Annotated in this window: 17 protein-coding genes, 1 tRNA gene, 1 pseudogene and 1 riboswitch; of the genes and pseudogenes, 14 read left to right on the top strand and 5 right to left on the bottom strand. The window is 46.5% G+C overall.

Going from position 1 to position 18,434, the window contains the following annotated elements:
* Positions 1-14: 14 nt before the first annotated feature.
* Both ACP4IT_RS02630 and ACP4IT_RS02625 read right to left on the bottom strand, forming a co-directional pair.
* Complete coding sequence (locus ACP4IT_RS02630; RefSeq protein ID WP_035464402.1) at positions 15-1,178, bottom strand: hypothetical protein; 1,164 nt, start codon at positions 1,176-1,178, stop codon at positions 15-17.
* A gap of 81 nt (positions 1,179-1,259) precedes the next feature.
* Positions 1,260-2,243, bottom strand: a complete 984-nt coding sequence (locus ACP4IT_RS02625) for an asparaginase (RefSeq protein WP_191991399.1) — start codon at positions 2,241-2,243, stop codon at positions 1,260-1,262.
* Between the two features lie 82 nt (positions 2,244-2,325).
* On the opposite strand from ACP4IT_RS02625, the gene ACP4IT_RS02620 reads away from it, so the two are divergent.
* The 5 genes and pseudogenes from ACP4IT_RS02620 (at position 2,326) to ACP4IT_RS02600 (ending at position 6,494) form a co-directional block, all read left to right on the top strand.
* The gene (locus ACP4IT_RS02620; RefSeq protein WP_011668452.1) at positions 2,326-2,481 is read left to right on the top strand and encodes a hypothetical protein; all 156 of its coding nucleotides are present in this window, start codon (positions 2,326-2,328) and stop codon (positions 2,479-2,481) included.
* Between the two features lie 52 nt (positions 2,482-2,533).
* Positions 2,534-2,632: riboswitch (purine riboswitch) on the top strand.
* A gap of 200 nt (positions 2,633-2,832) precedes the next feature.
* Positions 2,833-4,134: a nucleobase:cation symporter-2 family protein gene (locus ACP4IT_RS02615; protein ID WP_087609695.1), complete on the top strand. Its 1,302-nt coding sequence runs from the start codon at positions 2,833-2,835 to the stop codon at positions 4,132-4,134.
* Between the two features lie 117 nt (positions 4,135-4,251).
* A pseudogene (locus tag ACP4IT_RS02610) lies at positions 4,252-5,145 on the top strand (ABC transporter ATP-binding protein).
* On the top strand, positions 5,142-6,362 hold the full coding sequence (locus ACP4IT_RS02605) for an ABC transporter permease (RefSeq protein WP_024855478.1): 1,221 nt from the start codon (positions 5,142-5,144) through the stop codon (positions 6,360-6,362). Before ACP4IT_RS02610 ends, ACP4IT_RS02605 begins: the two are co-directional and overlap by 4 nt.
* 59 nt (positions 6,363-6,421) lie before the next feature.
* Positions 6,422-6,494: transfer RNA gene (locus tag ACP4IT_RS02600), tRNA-Ala, on the top strand.
* 300 nt (positions 6,495-6,794) lie between these two features.
* On the opposite strand, the gene ACP4IT_RS02595 is transcribed toward ACP4IT_RS02600, so the two are convergent.
* On the bottom strand, positions 6,795-8,144 hold the full coding sequence (locus ACP4IT_RS02595) for a threonine/serine ThrE exporter family protein (protein WP_024855477.1): 1,350 nt from the start codon (positions 8,142-8,144) through the stop codon (positions 6,795-6,797).
* 102 nt (positions 8,145-8,246) lie between these two features.
* Positions 8,247-9,113 (bottom strand): DegV family protein, encoded by an 867-nt coding sequence (locus ACP4IT_RS02590; RefSeq protein ID WP_011668457.1) that lies wholly within the window; start codon positions 9,111-9,113, stop codon positions 8,247-8,249.
* A 216-nt stretch (positions 9,114-9,329) separates the two neighbouring features.
* Here ACP4IT_RS02590 and ACP4IT_RS02585 point away from each other — a divergent pair, with 216 nt between their 5' ends.
* From ACP4IT_RS02585 to ACP4IT_RS02570, 4 genes are all read left to right on the top strand, one after another.
* Positions 9,330-10,136 (top strand): aldo/keto reductase, encoded by an 807-nt coding sequence (locus ACP4IT_RS02585; RefSeq protein WP_024526463.1) that lies wholly within the window; start codon positions 9,330-9,332, stop codon positions 10,134-10,136.
* Between the two features lie 171 nt (positions 10,137-10,307).
* On the top strand, positions 10,308-10,676 hold the full coding sequence (locus ACP4IT_RS02580) for a YbgA family protein (RefSeq protein ID WP_011668459.1): 369 nt from the start codon (positions 10,308-10,310) through the stop codon (positions 10,674-10,676).
* A gap of 11 nt (positions 10,677-10,687) precedes the next feature.
* Positions 10,688-11,050 (top strand): TIGR02328 family protein, encoded by a 363-nt coding sequence (locus tag ACP4IT_RS02575; protein ID WP_024855476.1) that lies wholly within the window; start codon positions 10,688-10,690, stop codon positions 11,048-11,050.
* Between the two features lie 94 nt (positions 11,051-11,144).
* Entirely contained in the window at positions 11,145-12,545 is a 1,401-nt protein-coding gene (locus ACP4IT_RS02570; protein WP_024855475.1) for a glutamate decarboxylase, read from the top strand.
* 90 nt (positions 12,546-12,635) lie between these two features.
* Here ACP4IT_RS02570 and ACP4IT_RS02565 read toward each other — a convergent pair whose 3' ends face one another.
* A complete protein-coding gene (locus ACP4IT_RS02565) occupies positions 12,636-13,322 on the bottom strand; it encodes a Crp/Fnr family transcriptional regulator (protein WP_011668533.1) in 687 nt (228 codons plus the stop codon).
* Positions 13,323-13,527: 205 nt separating this feature from the next.
* On the opposite strand from ACP4IT_RS02565, the gene larA reads away from it, so the two are divergent.
* Genes larA through ACP4IT_RS02540 form a run of 5 tightly spaced genes read left to right on the top strand, consistent with a single transcriptional unit; the run spans position 13,528 to position 18,374 of the window.
* A complete protein-coding gene (gene larA / locus ACP4IT_RS02560) occupies positions 13,528-14,808 on the top strand; it encodes a nickel-dependent lactate racemase (RefSeq protein WP_141267978.1) in 1,281 nt (426 codons plus the stop codon).
* 2 nt (positions 14,809-14,810) lie between these two features.
* A complete protein-coding gene (gene larB, locus ACP4IT_RS02555; protein WP_011668535.1) occupies positions 14,811-15,572 on the top strand; it encodes a nickel pincer cofactor biosynthesis protein LarB in 762 nt (253 codons plus the stop codon).
* Entirely contained in the window at positions 15,569-16,801 is a 1,233-nt protein-coding gene (gene larC, locus ACP4IT_RS02550; protein ID WP_011668536.1) for a nickel pincer cofactor biosynthesis protein LarC, read from the top strand. Before larB ends, larC begins: the two co-directional genes overlap by 4 nt.
* Before the next feature lie 6 nt (positions 16,802-16,807).
* Positions 16,808-17,644 carry an ATP-dependent sacrificial sulfur transferase LarE gene (gene larE / locus ACP4IT_RS02545; protein ID WP_011668537.1) on the top strand — a complete coding sequence of 279 codons (837 nt, stop codon included), beginning with the start codon at positions 16,808-16,810 and terminating at the stop codon, positions 17,642-17,644.
* Between the two features lie 7 nt (positions 17,645-17,651).
* A complete protein-coding gene (locus ACP4IT_RS02540; protein WP_011668538.1) occupies positions 17,652-18,374 on the top strand; it encodes an MIP/aquaporin family protein in 723 nt (240 codons plus the stop codon).
* The last annotated feature ends 60 nt before the right edge of the window (positions 18,375-18,434 follow it).

Here is an 18,434-nt window from a genome sequence, read left to right as displayed (position 1 = left end):
CCGTTCCGTAATCGTTACAGATCGCCTTCTACTCGCAATTGGCGCTCTACCAGATACGCATCCAAGTAGCCAAAGGCCACCTCATCGACATCGGCTAACCGATAAACTTGACCAACTTGGTCGACCTGCTGGTCATCAATCTCATGGAAGATAAATCGTTGACCACCTACCTGGCTTGGGAAACCGAGCAAATCCGTGCCATCATGCAGTTTTAAACGAATAATCGTGCGAAAGGCGGCTGCCTGGCTAATTCGGGCACCAAACTGGTCAACCGTAGCATCGAAGAGTCGCTCATCATTAAGCACCGGCTGAATCGGTTGTTGCCGCGCACGATTGAGTAACGCAAACAACCGCATAGTTTGCAAATAATCAGACTTCAAAACAATCTCGTGTAGCTCGCTAAGTCGCATCAGTGTATAGCCGCCAAATTGGCCGGTCATATCTAGTAGATTCATGATCACCCCATCAGCGGTCACCGTATTAATTCGTCCTACGAAGAATAGCTCGCGATTATGCTTTGGTACCAAGGCCACCAACGGTTCTTTACCGACTAGCTGTTGCAAGGTCGGCGCAAACTGATCAGCATCAGTAACCGTCGTTGGCGCAACGTGACTTAACTTTTGCAGATGCGGTAACGCGATCCCTTGCAAGGTCAACTCTTGTCCCTGAAATTCAATGACCTCAATGTCTTTGGGCGTCAGCGTTAATAACGGTTGATCCGTATAGTCAAACTTGTTAAGCAACTGTAAGCTCACCTGTTCGGCGGCAACGCTGGTCACGATTCCCTCGTAAAAGTGTTCGTCATCTTTCAACACCAACATCAACACGAGATGGTCCACCCACGCATGACTGAGTACCTGCCGTTTCAAGTCCCGGTGCCCGTCAAATTGTAGGGTCAACCCACCAGCTTGAACAAACTGCTCATCTTGAGCCGTTTGAATTCGAAAGGCCATATTATCTAAATCATCACTTGAAAACTCAACTTCATCAATGGCGGTTAAGTCCAGGAACACCGCACCATCTGGAATCCCATAATCATCATAGGTTGCCAGAATAATCCCAGTGTCACTGACTGTCGTCACGTAGCCGGTATAAACGACCTCTTGATTCGTTTGGTAAACGTTGACCAGCAGGTGCTGGGCCAAGGCCCGGTTTAAATCATTCACAATTGAATTCACATGACGACCCCCTTGTCTATTTATTTGAAAATCTTACCATATATTGCCTAAAATAGCCCGTCAAGTCGGTTGCCATTTTACTTAAGAAACGGCTGTGCTTAAAAACTGACGGAGTGCGTCACCTTGCAAACCAGCGCTCAAACCAACTAATAGCTTAATGCGGGCCTTTTGTCCGTTTAGGCCTTGACACAGCGTTAAGCCCATCTTGCGTAGTTCAATACCGCCGCCTTGATAATCGTAAATATCCTCGGCGACCCCATTGTAACACCGTGAGACTAAGACAATTGGAATCTTGCGGTCGAGTAGTCGTTGAATTGCCGGTAACGTTTGGGGTGGTAAATTACCGGCGCCTAACCCTTCGATGACTAGACCAGCCGTCTCATCGTTATCAAGGAAGTCAAACAAACTACCGTCCATCCCCGCGTACGCTTTAATCAAGTAAACGTGATCGACTACATGGTCAATATCACACGTATCTTGGCGAATGAGCTTTTGGAAGTAAGCTGCATGATCCTTAGCAACAATCCCAATTGGACCAAAGGTTGGTGTCCGGAAAGTGGCCACATTGGTCGTGTGCGTCTTGGTCACATAACGGGCCGTATGAATCTCATCATTCATCACGACCATCGCCCCATTCCCTCGTGAGGCATCATCTGCGGCTACTTCAATCGCCGATTGGAAATTATACAAGCCATCAGATCCTACTTCGTTAGAGGACCGCATCGCGCCAGTAACGACGACTGGAATGGTGCTGGGTAATGTCAGGTCTAGGAAGTAGGCAGTCTCTTCTAACGTATCCGTCCCATGAGTAATCACGACACCATCAATTCCGTCTCGTTCGGCCTGATCAATTCGTTGCTTAATTTGTAACATTTGAACCGGTGTCATGTGGGGTGAAGGCAGGTTAAACATTTCATCCGTAAACAACTCCACTCGTCCGGCCAAAATAGTTTCTTGTTGGGCAATTGGATTCTGCGCGTTAGGGACCACTTCCCCCTTGTCATTTTGCGACATGGAAATCGTGCCGCCAGTGTGGATGGCTAAAATCTTCTTCACTCGTGTCAACTTCTTTCGAAAAATATTGGTATCCACATTGTACCCTACTTGCAGTAAAATTAAGTTAGAATTCGGAGAGGATGATCATCAAATGGCGAAAAAAGATGAAACTGATCCATACTACCACCCGGGGCCACACGTCCATCCCAAAAAGTATAGTTCTTCGGGTGGTTTAGCTGATTGGGGGCCGTTGTTGAGCTGGTTCAGTGACGGTATCAAAAAACTCTGGCATCGTTTCAAAAAATGACTTGTCGTGTTGTTTTTTTCATTTTGCCGTGGTAAAGTAAGGAACATTCAACCAATTAAAATAAGTGATTGCCTATATAATGCCATAATAAGGTTGGCGAGTTTCTACCCAGGACCGTAAATTCTGGACTATAAGCAAATTGAGATGAACTCTTTTTGCCGATGAAAAGTGTTCATCGGTCTAAGTTTTCAGTGGCTCTCTTTTTGCAAGGGAGCTTTTTTGTTTTCAAAAAAACCTATTAGGCGGCGTATGGACAATCGCGAGAAGGAGGAACTTTTCTTGCAGTCCACAAAATCCGCAACATCTTCGTCTTCAGAAAATGGTCAATCACTTTCCACTTGGAAAGCCGCCATTCTAGGTTTTCAACACTTACTAGCCATGTATTCTGGTGACGTCTTAGTCCCCTTACTGATCGGGGGCGCTTTACATTTCAATGCCATGCAAATGGCTTACTTAATCAGCGCGGATATCTTTATGTGTGGGATTGCAACGCTCCTACAATTGAAACGCACCCCACTGACTGGAATCGGCCTCCCCGTCGTCTTGGGATGTGCTGTTCAGGCTGTTACCCCGCTCGAAGCCATCGGTAGTAACTATGGTGTCGGGGCCATGTACGGGGCCATCATTAGTGCCGGAATCTTTGTTTTTCTCAGCGCCGGCTGGTTTTCTCGGATTAAGAACTTCTTTCCGCCAGTAGTCACGGGGTCGCTCATCACCATTATCGGGTTCACCTTAATTCCCGTGGGCTTTCAAGACCTCGGTGGTGGGAGTGCCACGGCTAAAAATTTTGGGGATCCCAAATTCCTGTTAATTGGGTTTTTGACCATGGCCATCATTCTCGGTCTAAATGCATTTGCCAAAGGGTTCATGAAATCCCTCGCTATTTTAGCGGGTATTCTGATCGGTACCTTGATTGCTGGTGGGATGGGAATGGTCTCACTGGCTCCCGTTGCTCAAGCTAGTTGGTTCCACTTACCACAGTTCTTCTACTTCGGCACACCCAAGTTTGAATGGTCATCAATTCTCACCATGATTCTGGTATCCCTTACGACAATGGTCGAATCAACTGGCGTATTCTTCGCCTTGGCCGATATCACGGGTAAAAAGTTAGAAGAAAATGATCTGAAGCGCGGCTACCGGGCAGAAGGTATTGCCGTTATCTTAGGCGGGCTATTTAACACCTTCCCCTATTCGACATTTTCTGAAAACGTTGGGGTTGTCCAACTATCCGGTGTTAAAACTCGTAAACCACTGTACTTTTCCGCAGCATTTCTGATCTTATTGGGTATGTTACCTAAAATTGGCGCATTAGCGACTGTTATTCCCAACCCCGTATTAGGTGGCGCGATGATCGTAATGTTTGGAATGGTCGGCGTTCAAGGCATCCGGATGCTTCAACAAGTCGATTTTAAAGATAATAATAACTTATTGGTCTCCGCCATTTCGATTGGTTTAGGGCTAGGCGTTACCGTTTACCCTCAAATCTTCCAAGCATTTCCCCAATCGCTCCAAATTATTTTAAACAATGGCGTTGTTATTGGGAGCTTCTCCGCTGTGATCTTGAACATCATCTTCAATATGCGGCCACATCGGGCTATTTCACCAGCTCAGGCCCAAGTCAACAGTAACGCGCAATCGCAGAATAGAAATTAAATTCATCAACCAACCGCGAGTTATCAGGTTCCTTTGCCTTGATAACTCGCGATTTTTTTGGCTTCAACGCGTGCTTCGCGTATAATAAAGTCATCAATTTATAGGGGAGCGTACATGATGCTTAGCATTCAGCACATTAGCAAGGTTTTTGGCCCCGTCAAAGCGCTAAATGACATTTCATTTGACGTCCCACAAGGCCAAATTTTGGGCCTCATCGGGTAAAACGGTGCCGGTAAGTCCACAACCTTTCACAGCATTTTAAACTTCATTCACTACGAGGGACAGATTCAGTGGCAGGGTCACGCCATCACAGCGACCGACTTCGATCAAATTGGCTATCTACCCGAAGAACGCAGTCTGATGACCAAGCTCACCATCGAACAGCAGATACTTTACTTGGCCCGTCTCAAAGGTCAATCTGCCAAAATCATTCGGCCACAGATTGATGACTGGTTGGCCCGCTTCGCCGTTAAGGGTACCCGGCGTAGTAAAATTAAAGACCTGTCTAAGGGGAATCAACAAAAGGTGCAGTTAATCTGTACCTTGATCCATCACCCCCAACTGCTAATCTTGGATGAGCCCTTCAGTGGGTTAGATCCCGTCAACGCTGATTTATTAAAACAGGCGATTCTCACCGCCAAACAGGCTGGCGCAGCGATTATTTTCTCTAGCCACGATATGGAAAATGTCACGGCTCTATGTGATCAATTGGTGATGTTACGTAAGGGCAATATCGTCTTGCATGGAACGCTAGAAGACGTCCGTAACCAATTCGGCAAGACCGAACTGTATGTCACGACGGACTGGACCTCTGAACGTTTAGCAACACTCCCACACGTTACACAGGTCACTTCACGACACGCCAACCACTATCTTCTACATCTAGATGACGCTAATGCTGGCCCCGCCATCTTTGACGCTTTGACACAAGGTCATTATATTGAAGAATTTAGCCAACAGCCGCCAACCCTTGATGAAATTTTCCGTTTGAAAGTGGGGGAAGATCAATGAAAAAGACATGGATTGTGACCCTCGAAACCTACTTACGCCAAATTAAATCCTGGAGCTTTTTCTTCATGGTAATTAGCCCCTTCTTGATGATCGCTCTAACGGTAGGCATTAGCTACGTCAGTGCCGATAGCGCTGCCAGCAGTAAGCAAATCGCTGTGATTAGTGATTCGGCTACCCTACGTCAGAGTTACTTGAAGCAGCATGCCACTGGCGTCAACCGTAAAATCACCCAACCAACGCAGGCAAAAAAAGCCATGCGGGAAAATCATTTGGCGGGTTACTTGACCCTTTCCACTACTACTGATCGGATTCGCGCCGACTACCACGGCAACAATTCTCTTTCCAGTGGGACACAAGCTCAAGTACAAAACTTTCTCAGTCAGTACCAACAGGCGCAAAACTATCAAGATGCCAAATTGACGGCCAAGCAACAACGTTTGTTAGCTCGAACACCTGTCTTTAAGCAACATATTGCCACTAAGGCTGGCACGACTAACTTAACTCGAACCATCTCTTTTTGGATTTTAATTACCATGATCTACATCATCCTTATCACCTATTCGTCGATCACGGCCCAGGAGATTGCTTCCGAAAAAGGTACGAAGATTATGGAAATCATCTTCTCCAGCACCACGGCAACGAGTTATTTTGTGGGTAAAATTGCTGGGATCATGTTGGTGATTTTGACCCAAATTGGCATCTACCTACTAGGTGGTTGGGCCGGCTATTCCATTGCCGTGAACAATGCCGCATTGAAGCCACTGTTGGCCGATAACCAGGCCCTCATTAACGGCGTTATCCATAACCTCTTTAATATCAACCTGCTCTTCTTGTTCTTAGGCGTTGTGATTTATACCATTCTCGCCGCTTATAGTGGCGCACTGGTCGCCAAAGCAGAAGATGCTTCCAAGGCTGCCCAACCGGTCGTTATGCTGAGTATGCTAGCTTTCTTTGCAGCCTTCCCTTTTCAAAATAACTTGGACGCCTTGGCGGTTAAGATTCTGTCGTACATTCCTTTCTTTTCGTCCTATTTCATGCCCATGCGGATTATTAACAACACGGCCAATTGGGGCGAACAATTCATTTCACTGACTATCTTATTGGCTACGATCGGTCTCTTTGCCTTGTACGTGGGCCGTCAATATCAACGGCTCATGCTGCAAACGGATAGTCAAAATTTATGGCAACACTTACTCAAGCGACTTCGGCATCAGTAAGCTGCCGATTTACCCATTAACATTTAGCAGTAAAGTGCTATACTTAATGGGTAAGTTTTGGGCCCTTAGCTCAGTTGGGAGAGCGCCTGCTTCGCATGCAGGAGGTCGTCGGTTCAAATCCGGTAGGGTCCATTGGTGATATATCATAGAATAAGCCTATCAAATCAATTTTTTTATTTTTCTCACACAAGGCCATAAAATGACTTTTACTTTGGGTTCAAAAATAAATAGCGGTGATGGCATTGAACTGTTAGCTTTCTGGCTAGCAGTTTTTATTTTATCTTTTTCCTCACAAAAAGGGACGCCTATAATAGACATCCCTTGATGATTGAACTATTTTTTTGCTATTAATATTCTAGTGCAGGGAAATATCTTTGACTGAATATCAAAAACATTCCTTTAAGTAGCATAAGCCCTTTTGCTATACCAATCTTAATCAAAGTGGCGCCACTCGCGATCCAAAATAGCACGTGCGACAAACAAGCCAATTGGCAAAAACATAATAATCAATCCGGCCTTCGTTAGCCATAAGGCTCCCGTTCCAATTTCGTTGATGCCGATATTATAGATACCGCGATAGATATATAATCCTGGCACCATAATCACAATTGAAGGCACCGTCAAGGTTATTCGGGGAAACCCATTGTAGTGATTGACCACTGAAGCAATCAGGCCGGCTAGCAGCGCGCCAAAGAAAGCTGCCGCGGCTGGTGGCATCGTCGTTAACTGTACCAGTTCAAGTCGCAAGGTGTTAGCAACCGCCCCAATACAGCCGGCAACAATCGCCATTTTCTGTGAACTATTAAACATCAACGAGAAGCCATATACCCCACAAAAGCTAGCGGGTAATCGTAATAATAACAGTAATAATGGCGATAATCCCAACGGAATGAAATTCTCAGGGTGATAATTGAAGAGTAACGCAACGAGCCAGCCGACTAAAGTCGCAACCGTGGTAATCGTTATCGCATAAGCTAGCCGCTCCAGCCCTGAGCGCATATCTAGCTTAGAAATATCCAACATGCTGGTGATAAAGGGAAAGCCTGGAATAACGAAGAGCATGGCACCAATATATCCAGCTTCATGTTGGGCCGAAACTTGAAAAGCCACCTCTAAGATCCTAAAGCACGCCATGTACGTTAAACAAGCAATGGCGACCCCCACAGCAGTACTGGCCAGTGTCGTGATTTTTTGTTTGCCCATTTTGGCCCGAGTGAAGTTACCCAAGCCTGCGCCAACAAACGAGCATATCATCTCCGGCCAACCCCCGCCTAAGAGAAAAATAAAGGCGCCACAGGCCAATGCCGCAGCTGCGCCAGAAACAAAGGCCGAGTATTTTTTCGGTCGACTCTCAATCTTATCAATCAACTCATAGATCTCATCGACGGTTAGAAAGGAAAAGTCTTTTTGAAAGTTCCCAACTAATTCTTCTAAAATATTTAATTTATCTGTATTAACCCCCGTATTGGGTAGCGACAAGACCTGCGAATAACTGCCTTGCCGGCTAAAACACGTAAAGGATAGTGAAATCAGACCTATATCGGCGGAACACGTTAAATTTAAACTCCGCGACACCTTATCCATCGCATCACGAACTCGCCAAGCACCGGTTCCACATGAGAGCATGAGAATACCAATTCTTCCCACAATTGAGGCACGATCCTGCAAGGATGCCTCTCGCGCTGGGACCTGTTCATCTTTTACAAATGCCTCCCAAGGAATCTTCATATGATGTTGATTCGATAAATGAAAATCTAGGGCTTTTTCATCATTTTTCGTCATCTATGCCTTCTCCATTCGTTAAATATACCAAATATAGATTTATTATAGCCCAATTTTTATAGGCTAACCGAAGCTCATCTTGATTACTAGAATTATCTGAGCCTATTGCCGCGGTGTCTTTCCCATAGTGAAGACGCCTAAGCAACCATAACCAGTATGACTCGCAATTGTTGGCCCAATTGGCGTCACCATGAGTTTAAGTTTGGGAGAGGCCCCCTGAATTTGCTTTCGGACCATCTCGGCGGCTTCCCAGTCCCCACTGGTTGAGATTAGAACCGTCTGATCATCGGCCTGAATATCCGCTAGAATCATATCGGCTAATGTTTTAACCGCCCGAGAACTCGTTCTGACTTTCTTAATCACGCGTAGTTTGCCCTGGGCATCCACATCTAAAATAGGTTTTATATGCAACATATCACCCAAGATGGCATCCCGCTTAGATAGGCGCCCGCCTTGATACAAGAATTTAAGATTGGCCACCGTAAAGAAATGGTGCACCTGCAAGCGACAAGCATTGAGCTGGGTCACCGCCTCGTCTAGTGACATCCCCGCCTGACGCAATTGGACGGCTTTAATGACTAATAAACCTTCCCCAGCACAAGCTGCCAAAGTATCCACTATCATTAACTTAGCATCCGGATACTTTTCTAACAGAATATCTCGAGCTTGATTGGCACTATTAAATGACCCACTTAACCCCTTCGACATGCCGATAAAGATAATCGGTGTGTGCTGTGCAATAATATTCTCAAAAGCCGCGACGTACTCGCCGATGCTGACTTGTGACGTAATCGGATGCTCCCCGCGCTTTAACGTGTCGTAAAAGGCCGCCATATTCTGTTGATTATAAAAATAGTCGCCAAACTGGTGGTCTTCCAGCTGCACAAAAGATCTGACAACCCCCACCTCATGCTGATTTAAAAAGGCCTTCGGTAATCCGCATTCAGAATCCGTCATAATTTTATACATATCGCTCGCCTTCCTATCTGCTAGTGACGCCCAGCGTCCCCTAGCTTTCAATATCCTTATTTAGTACGCAGGGCTTCTTAACTAAAACTATACACCCTCCCCCTAACTATTCGCCACCTCTTCACAATGAAGCACCATCCATGAAACTCCCGGCGCACTGGTGTATCATGAACTTATGTCATGGAATTCAAAATATTGAAAGAGCGAGGTAATTACATGGAAACGACACAATTAAGCAACGGCGTTACCATCCCAATGTTAGGCTTCGGTACTTACTTAATTGACAGCAAGGACGTTCCAGCAGCAATAAAGACGGCCTTAGATGCCGGCTACCGGCATCTCGATTGCGCACACATTTACGGCAATGAACCAGCTGTTGGTGAAGCAATCAAGGCCTCTGGGATTGACCGATCTGATCTGTTTATCACCTCCAAAGTTTGGAATGCCGATCAAGGATACGATAAGACCCTAGCCGCTTTTGACCAAACACTTAGCGACTTACAATTGGACTATCTGGACTTATACCTGATTCACTGGCCAAATGAAGACGACTTCGAGTTAACTTTAGATACGTGGCGGGCGCTAGAAACTCTGTATCAACAAAAGAAAGTTCGCGCTATCGGTGTCTCTAACTTCTCTGAAGATCAACTAAAACAGGTCTTTGAGATGGCAACCGTCAAACCTATGGTCAATCAAATCGAACGTCACCCATACAAAGTTCAGGCTGATTTAGGTCAATTTGATACGGATAACGATATCGTTAACGAGGGGTACTCACCAATTGGTCACGGTCATTTAATCCTCGAAGATCCCGTGATTACTAAGCTCGCAGAAAAGTACGGTAAGTCACCGGCACAAATTGTTTTGCGGTGGCAAATTGATACCGGGTTTGTCGTTTTTCCTAAGTCCTCAAAACCAGCTCGCGTTAAGGAAAACTTCGAAATCTCCGGCTTTAGCTTAACCGCTGATGAAATTGCTGAAATTAACGGTCTAGATCAAGATAAACATTTAAACTACGATTAAAGTTGATCGGCATTAACCGCAACTAAAACTAGCAAGGACTTCCGATTAATTGGTTCGGAAGTCCTTATTTTGATATCACCAGTTGGGGGCTTTTCTTCAGTTGCAGAGTCGCTAACTTCCCCCAACTATGATTTAATACAACTAGCCATTTAACTGAGGAGATGACGGCCATTGACAACCTGGCAAACCACTTGGGCGATCAATAAATATTGGCTGATGGCTCGATCACAGCATCTATATAATCAAGGCCGAGCCTTAGCTAAAAATAACGCTTGGAACGCCGATAAACAACAGGCGTTCTCGCAATTGCTTGCGACTGCTAACACATTAACGCCCACAAAACAGACGCTGACCACGGCCTACCAACATGTCTGGGGGTATTTCAAGAAACGCTGTACCCCAGCAGAACGGGCCACCTATCTCCAATTACTTGCAACTTTAACACCTGATAACGACCAGTTAGGGCCCTTTCTGAAACAACTTGCGCACACCTACCAAGTTGACTACCTGTTAAACTCTCGACTCATTCAAGAACTCTAAGGAGGCCGACTATGCGTCTGTGGCATGAATACTTAATTCCCCAATTACCGCGCCAACAACTATTGGGGCAACACCGTGAACTCGCAGCATTGCGCGGCAATGGTTGGGGCCGGAAACACGCGACCGTCGATTACGTCTTCGACCACTCTCCCTACAAATTATATCAATTTCACTTACTCGTCTTGCATACCATGCAAGAACGCGGCTATACCCCAGATCATCACTGGTTTGATCCCACCTATCGCGGCAAACACTGTGCACCGTACACCGATCTTACTCCGATCCCCTTGACTACCCCCATTTATCCAGAACACGATGACGCCTACCTCCAAGTCTGCCGCTCTAATTTACAGGCTAAAGGCATCATCCTTTAATAGCTTAATGCCTGACTAATTAATCGCCAATCGATTTACCCCCATTGCCAACCATGCTATACTCGCTCTAAAGAAAGGGTGACTGACTATGGCTATGTTGTATGGAAAACACACGCATGAAACAGATGAGACGCTCAAACCAATCTTCGGGGCCAGCGCTGAACGCCACGACCTCCCCAAATATAAATTGGCAAAGCACGCGCTCGAGCCCCGTGAAGCCGATCGATTGGTTCGCGATCAACTATTGGATGAAGGAAACTCGCGGCTGAATCTCGCCACGTTCTGTCAGACTTACATGGAACCGGAAGCGGTTGAACTCATGAAAGATACACTGGAGAAAAACGCCATCGATAAATCCGAGTATCCTCGGACCGCTGAAATTGAAAATCGTTGCGTTAATATCATTGCCAACCTCTGGCATGCTCCAGAAGCTGAGTCGTTCACTGGCACCTCGACGATTGGTTCCTCCGAGGCCTGCATGCTGGCCGGTTTGGCGATGAAGTTTGCTTGGCGTAAGCGCGCCAAAGCGAACGGTCTTGACTTAACTGCCCATCAACCTAATATTGTCATCTCAGCCGGTTATCAAGTTTGTTGGGAAAAATTCTGTGTCTATTGGGACATCGACATGCATGTCGTTCCCATGGACGATGACCACATGTCCTTGAATGTCGATCACGTGTTAGATTACGTGGATGACTACACCATTGGTATCGTTGGCATTATGGGCATCACTTATACTGGACAATACGACGATTTAGCCCGATTAGATGCCGTTGTAGAGCGGTACAATCGGACGACTAAGTTCCCGGTATATATCCATGTCGATGCCGCTTCCGGCGGATTTTACACGCCGTTTATTGAACCCGAGCTCAAGTGGGACTTCCGTTTAAACAACGTGATTTCCATCAATGCCTCCGGCCACAAATATGGCTTGGTTTATCCCGGAGTCGGCTGGGTAATCTGGCGTGACCAACAGTATCTACCAAAAGAGCTGGTCTTTAAGGTCAGCTACTTGGGTGGTGAACTACCTACGATGGCCATCAACTTCTCCCACAGTGCCTCCCAATTAATCGGTCAGTATTACAACTTTATTCGCTTTGGTTTTGATGGCTATCGTGAAATTCAAGAAAAAACTCACGACGTTGCCCGCTATCTCGCGAAATCGCTCACTAAATTAGGGGGCTTTTCCCTCATTAATGACGGCCACGAGTTACCGCTGATCTGTTATGAACTCACTGCCGATTCTGATCGCGAATGGACCCTCTACGATTTATCCGATCGGTTATTAATGAAGGGCTGGCAGGTTCCCACCTATCCCTTACCAAAAAACATGACGGACCGCGTTATTCAACGGATCGTGGTTCGGGCTGACTTTGGTATGAGTATGGCCCACGACTTTATTGATGATCTAACCCAAGCCATTCACGATCTCGACCAAGCACACATCGTTTTCCATAGTGATCCGCAACCTAAAAAATACGGGTTCACGCACTAATCATCAATCGTTCATTTCATCACAAAAAAGGCTACCGTAACCATCCATGTCAATCGACGTGAATGGTTGTGGTAGCTTTTTTTACCAAAATTAATAGGCAATGTAGTCGTCTAATTTTTTCATATTGGTAATGATAATTCGGCGTTTGCCATCATTGCTCATGCCAAAGTCAATGATATCTTCAAGCTTAAGTTTACGCATCATACGGCTAACACTGGTTTGATTAGCAATGCCACAGAACCCAGCAATATCTTCATTCGTCACGTTAAAGTCAATCAACACGCCGGCCTCATCGGGAAGATCCCGACCAAACTTCTCAGCAATGTCATGTAAGAAATTAGCCAGTGCCCCCATCTTACCGTTCATGGTGAGTCGTTGAATCCGGGCAAAGGTTTCTGATAATCGGTGTCGATAATACTGTTTAACGTAGTTCTGTAACTCTGACTTGGCATTCACGTACTGCCAAAATTCTACCCGATTAACCTGATAAAAGGTCGCCGTCTCCGATTCAATGCGGACGTTAAAAGGTTGCTCATCATATTGCAAAGCTTCGTCATGTAACAGTGAAATAACGTCAGGTTGGTTGATATAAGAAATGTTAAATTCACGTCCGTCTTGCAAGATAACGGACGTCTTAATGATGCCTTCTTTCAAAATAAAGACATTAGCGGCCTTCAGACCGTGGAAGGTTAAATAACTGTGATACTTCTTCGTAATCGTCGAAATCTGTTTGTCCTTTAAGAAGCGGACCAGATCATCAATATCTTTATTCGGCAAAAGCGGTACTCCTTCCAAAATTAATTATCGTTAGCAAAGTCCTATCTTAGCGAAAAAGGATACCCCTTCGCCTTAACATTTGGTAATGACACTGGCTATTGATATCCGATTATTCACTTTCATAGTGAGGATTGTCAATGAAAACGAAAATGAAACGTTTATGATTGCTAACTGTACCTTTGAAAGAAAGAAGATTGATTAGATTATGGCAGACATTAAGCTCCCTTATGACCACGGATCGGTTACGGCACACATCAACGATGCCAACCTAGCCGGCACCTTGGTATCCAAAGCAGCGACCTATCAAGCCAGCCTCTCTGAAAAAGACTTGGTTGAACAGTCGTTAGACAACCCTATCGGTAGTCCTTCCCTAGAAGAATTGGCTACGGGAAAGAAAAATATTGTGATTATCAGCTCTGATCACACCCGGCCCGTTCCTTCACACATCATCACGCCAATCTTACTTCGGCGCTTGCGCTCAGTAGCACCAGAGGCGCGGATTCGCATTCTCGTAGCAACTGGATTCCACCGACCTTCAACGCATGCCGAATTAATCGCCAAATATGGCGAAGAGATTGTGGCCAACGAAGAAATTGTTATGCATAAATCTCAAGTTGATGAAGACATGGTGAAAATTGGTAAGCTTCCTTCTGGCGGTGACCTCATTATCAACAAGGTGGCCGAAGAAGCCGATCTATTGATCTCCGAAGGCTTCATTGAATCCCACTTTTTCGCTGGGTTCTCTGGTGGGCGCAAGTCCGTCTTGCCGGGTATTTCTTCTTACAAGACGATCATGGCTAACCACTCCGGTGAGTTTATCAACGACAAGCACTCTCGAACCGGGAACCTTCACCACAACATGGTGCACCATGATATGGTCTACGCCGCCAGAAAAGCAGGTTTACAGTTTATTTTGAACGTGGTTTTGGATGAAGACAAGCACATCATTGGCTCCTTTGCCGGCGACCTTGAAGCGGCTCATAAACAGGGAACGGATTTTGTTGGTGAGTTAGCTGGTGTTAAGGCCATTAAGAGCGACATTGCCATCACCACTAATGGTGGTTATCCACTCGATCAAAATATCTATCAAGCAGTTAAGGGCATGACGGCCGCTGAAGCCACTAATAAGCAAAACGGGACGATTATCATCGTAGCTGGCTGTCGTGATGGTCATGGTGGTGACGGCTTTTACCACAACATTGCTGACGTCGCCGATCCCCAAGAATTCTTGGATAAGGCGATTAACACACCGCGCTTAGAAACGGTACCGGACCAATGGACTTCACAAATTCTGGCCCGGATCTTGGTTAACCACCACGTGATTGTGGTTTCTGACTTGGTTGAACCCAGTCTCATCACAAACATGCATATGGAACTGGCAACCTCAATCGATGACGCACTCGCCAGCGCCTTCAACCGTGAAGGAACTGCGGCCCGAGTGACGGTCATTCCCGATGGTCTTGGCGTAATCGTAAAGGATGAATAATAATGGCATCAACTGATTTATTAACTTGTCTCCAACAAGTTGCTAACCACCAACTCACACCGCAGCAAGCTGCCAAACAGGTCAGCGATACCGGGTTTGATGACCTAGCCTACGCCAAGATTGATACGGCGCGGACACAACGAACTGGTTACCCTGAAGTGATCTATGGCGCTGGCAAAACCGCGCAACAGATTGTGGGCATTGTTCAAGCTATGGAGAAACGCCAACAACCCATCCTCGTGACACGAGTCGATCTTGAAAAGTCAGCGGCGGTCCAAGAAATACTACCTGAATTGGCCTATGACCAAACCTCACAGACGTTAGTCCGAACCGCCCACGCCTTACCTGCGGTCGGAAATATTGCCATTGTCACGGCCGGCACTTCCGACATGCGAGTGGCTGAAGAAGCTGCTGTGACTGCAGAACTTTTCGGCAACCAGGTAACACGTGTCTATGATGTTGGCGTAGCCGGAATTCATCGGTTATTTGCCAAATTACCCCTCATTCGCCAAGCCAACGTTGTGATCGTCATCGCCGGCATGGAGGGCGCTTTAACTAGTGTCGTCGGTGGCCTAGTCGATCGGCCAGTGATTGCCGTGCCAACCAGTGTCGGTTATGGCACCCATCTGAACGGTCTCACACCACTTTTGTCAATGCTCAATAGCTGTTCGGCTGGTATCAGTGTTGTTAACATCGATAATGGCTTCGGCGCGGCTTACAATGCCAGTATGATTAACCATCTCGTGAAGGAGGAGCGGCCATGAAAACATTAGTGTTAGATGCTTTTTCGGGCATCAGTGGTGACATGTTCCTAGGGGCGCTATTTGATCTCGGATTATCTCAAACAGACTTTGAAACCGAATTGAAGAAACTACCAGTGACCGGTTACCATTTGACCGTCACCCCTAGTAGCCGCTCAAGCATTCAAGGCACTGACTTCGATGTCATCTTAGACGACCACCAGGTTAAAGACAATGGCATTACAGAACATGGTCACCATCACGGCCGGAGCTTTGCAACAATCAAGCAGCTCATTGCGCAAAGTACATTAACCCCCGCCGTTAAACGGCGGGCCACTGCGCTGTTTGAGCAGGTCGCAATTGCTGAAGGCCACGTTCACCATAAGTCTTTAGAAGACGTTCATTTTCATGAGGTGGGCGCTATTGATTCCATCGTCGATATGGTCGGCGCGGCGATCGCCTTGGAATTGATGGGCATTGACCGCGTCATTGTGAATAATCTAGCTGACGGGAGCGGCACCATCAAGATTGCTCACGGCACCGTTCCCGTCCCAGTACCGGCTGTCATGCAGATGCGGATTGGAACTGCCATTCCGATTCATCAACGTTTCGATGCGCATACGGAGCTGATTACCCCCACCGGCATGGCCATTGTCAAATGCTGTGCCACGGCCTTTGACACGACCAGTGACGGCGTTATTGAACGGACCGGCTACGGTTTTGGTAAACGTGAGACTGGCAGCCTAAATGCGTTACGGGCCACACTGGTAAATTCCCAGTTAAGCCAGCAAACGGTCAATCAAGAACAGGATCACGTCACGCTGTTAGCAACTAACCTTGACGATATCACCGGCCAACAACTAGCCGATACGATTGCGGGACTGTTAGATCGCGGTGCAAAGGATGCTTGGAGTGAACCCATTGTCATGAAAAAAGGACGCCCGGCTTACAAACTTTGTTGTTTGATTACTCCCCAACAACAAGCCGCCATTGTGACCTATCTGCTAACAACCACCCCAGCGATCGGAATTCGTTACCACCACGTTCACCGTGCCATCATGAATCGCCAGATCAAGTTAGTCACGACTAGCTACGGACCGATTCATGTCAAATATCTGCGCTACCATAACACAACCAAGCGTACCTTAGAACATGATGATTTGCGACAATTGGCAACCACTCATCAACTGACTATGGCTGACTTACAGGCCAAGATTTTAAATGAACTTACCACTATGGAACAGAAAGGATAATCAATTATGATGACTTTAGCTGATAAAGAAACAACTTTACAAAATACCTTAAAAACTTACAACCGGGTCGTAGTCGGTTTCTCTGGCGGAATTGACTCGACCGTTGTTTTGAAAGAGGCTTTAGATGTTTTAGGCCGCGATAATGTCCTCGCAGTCGTTGCCAACTCCGAACTCTTCTTAGATGCAGAATACGAAATGGCTGGTCAACTAGCCAAGGGCATGGGCGCACAAGTTACCGGTATTCAATTAGACTACTTGGCTAATGATCAGATCAAGCACAACACCCCTGAATCTTGGTACGCCATGAAGCAGATGTTCTACCAAGCCATGACACAAGTAGCGACCCAATTCAATGCTGATGCCGTATTAGATGGCATGATTATGGATGATAATGCTGACTTCCGGCCCGGTCTGCGTGCACGTGACGAAGCCGGTGCCGTCTCCGTACTTCAAACAGCCGACCTCTATAAACGCGAGGTTCGCGAATTGGCTCAAAGCTTAGGACTAACTAATTGGAACAAAGTAGCCTCTTGCTCTGTTTCTTCTCGCTTCCCATACAACACAGACTTAACGAGTGAAAAGCTCCAACGCGTCATGGCCGCTGAAACTTATTTACGTAGCTTAGGCTTTGCTACCGTTCGGGTTCGGGTCCACGATCAAATTGCCCGTATTGAAGTCCCAGTTAACCAACTTTCACAATTAGTTGCTCAAAATGAAAAAGTTTCTGAAAACTTGCGCCAGTTGGGGTATGATTATATTACTGTTGATTTACAAGGGTTCTCCAGTGGTCGGATGAATCAAACGCTTTCGGCAGCACAAAAAGAGAAAGTTTTAGTGGGGTAGAATTTACATGCATTATTCTTTATTGGTTCGTTGTATCGCAGAATTTATTGGGACGGCTATCATGGTTGCCTTGGGTAACGGTTCCGTCGCTAACGTTGAGTTAAAGGGTACCAAAGGTTATCACGGTGGTTGGGTCTTAATTGGCTTTGGCTACGGTATTGGGGTCATGATCCCTGCCTTAATGTTTGCCACCGTATCGGGTGCGCAAATTAATCCTGCCATGACGCTGGCTATGGCCGTTACGGGTAATTTCCCTTGGGGCGAAGTAGCGCCCTACATCGTGGCACAAGTCTTGGGGGCCATCATTGGTCAACTCACTTTGGTATTGGCTTACAAGCCTTACTACGACAAAACAACCGACGCAGAAGCCATCCTGGGAACCTTTTCCACGATTGATGCCGCTGACAGCAAGTTAAATGGGTTCATTAACGAATTTATTGGAACCTTTTTACTTGTGTTGGGGGCCATCAGTATGACGGCAGATAAACTTGATCCACGGGCGGATTTTATCGGCTTAGGCTTCTTAGTCATGTGTTTAGTCATTTCCTTTGGGGGGCCAACTGGTCCAGCGTTGAACCCCGCCAGAGATATTGGCCCACGGTTACTCCACGCCATTTGGCCATTTGCGCATAAAGGCAGCTCCCAATTTGGGTATAGCTGGGTGCCAATCGTCGCGCCAATTGCTGGTGCGATTGCGGCAGCCGTCCTCTATCAGGGCGTCTTCCAATAAGCTCTAACTCGTTATTTTTGAAAAAGTAGGTCGCCCGGCTTTATCAGGCAACCTGCTTTT

It is taken from the genome of Levilactobacillus sp. LN180102, from assembly GCF_050106635.1.
Lineage (GTDB): Bacteria > Bacillota > Bacilli > Lactobacillales > Lactobacillaceae > Levilactobacillus > Levilactobacillus brevis.
Note: the sequence above shows the minus strand (reverse complement) of the source record. Positions and strands in the feature narration are given on the sequence as shown.